The sequence below is a fragment of the Paraburkholderia sp. RL18-101-BIB-B genome (genome assembly GCF_046026985.1).
In the GTDB taxonomy this organism is placed as follows: Bacteria; Pseudomonadota; Gammaproteobacteria; order Burkholderiales; family Burkholderiaceae; genus Paraburkholderia.
Genome location: NZ_JARESV010000145.1, coordinates 1 through 1,665, shown reverse-complemented (window position 1 = coordinate 1,665; position 1,665 = coordinate 1). Strand labels below are relative to the sequence as shown.

The window sequence follows — 1,665 nt, the reverse complement described above, 5'->3', positions numbered from 1 at the left end:
CTGCTAAAAAACTTCCAAAGGGCCATGCCCTTCCCAAGGAGCAGAAACTCCGGGGCGGCAGACTACACTGGCATAGCCGAAGGGAGCGGCCGTCTGCTTATTGGTGACCAATCCCGTTAAAAAACATGGTCCAGGGACTGATGCGGCCCCGGCATTGGTGACGCCGCAAGGCGATCCCGTTCAGGAAAATGATCTACCCCGCTGTCCCGCCCTTTGGCACTTCCATTGATGTGGAGGGCTGTCATGGCACAGAGCAAGGCAAGACAAACGACCGATCGCCACGCGGATATGTCCGTTATCAATCCGCATGCCGCCGGCATTGATGTTGGTGCACAGTTTCATGTTGTCGCCGTTGGGCCCGAATGGACCTCCGAGCCAGTGCGTTCATTTCGCAGTTTCACCACCGATCTTCACGAACTTGCCAGGTGGCTCAGGCAGGTCAAGGTCACGACTGTCGTGATGGAGTCCACCGGAATTTATTGGCTTCCCGTGTTCCAGATCCTTGAGTCGTATGGCTTCGAGGTATCGCTCGTCAATGCCCGGGAGGCGAAGGGCGTGCCCGGGCGCAAAACCGACGTGAACGATGCCCAGTGGCTCCAGAAGCTGCACCGGTACGGACTGCTGCGCGCCAGCTTCCGTCCCCGGCAGGATGTGGCTACGCTACGGTCCTATCTGCGGCAGCGCGAGCGCCTGCTGGAATACGCTGCATCCCACATCCAGCACATGCAGAAGGCGCTGATGCAGATGAACGTACAGTTGCATCACGTCGTTCAGGACATCACAGGCGTTACCGGCATGAAGATCATCCGGGCGATCGTGGCCGGTGAGCGCAATACTGATGTCCTCGCAAAGCATCGCGACAGACGTTGCAAGGCCTCCGTCGAGACCATCCGCGAGGCGCTGGCTGGTCACTATCAGCCCGAGCACGTGTTCGAACTGACCCAGGCGGTGGCCCTCTACGATTTTTACCAGACCCAGGTAGCGCAATGCGACCGGCGAATCGATGTCGCGCTCCGGCAACTGCAGACCAGGGTCGAGCCGGTCACCGCGCCGCTACCGGCTGCACGGCGTCGCGGCAAACAGTCGAACGATTTCCCGTTCGATGTGCGTGCTGCACTGTACGGGATGCTGGGCGTCGATCTGACGCAGATTCACGGTTTAGGACCTTACATGGCGCTCAAGCTCATCGCCGAATGCGGCAACGATATGTCGCGCTGGCCGACAGTCAAACACTTCACATCCTGGCTCTGCCTGGCGCCCGGCAACAAGATATCGGGAGGCAAGATCCTCTCATCAAAGACACGTCGTTCTTCCAGCAAAGCTGCTGCGTCGCTGCGTCTTGCCGCAGTGACGGTGGGCAAGACCGACACGGCGCTGGGTGGCTTCTACCGCCGACTGTCGGCCCGCATTGGCAAGGCGAAGGCAGTTACCGCCACGGCGCGCAAGATCGCCGTGCTGTTCTACAACACGCTGCGCTACGGCATGGAGTATGTCGATCCCGGTGCCGCATACTATGAAGAACGCTACCGGCAGCGGGTCCTGAACAACCTGACACGCCGTGCCGAATCACTCGGCTATGTCCTGCAGGCAAAAGTGACCTGATGCTGTGAAGTTTCTCAGGAAAGCATCGGCCTTCTTTGCCCGGGAACTGAAGTGACTTACCGC

1 protein-coding gene is annotated in these 1,665 nt (G+C 59.5%); it reads left to right on the top strand.

The window, feature by feature from the left end:
- Nucleotides 1-243 precede the first annotated feature (243 nt).
- Entirely contained in the window at nt 244-1,602 is a 1,359-nt protein-coding gene (locus tag P0D73_RS46355; RefSeq protein WP_408321309.1) for an IS110 family RNA-guided transposase, read from the top strand.
- Nucleotides 1,603-1,665: the final 63 nt, after the last annotated feature.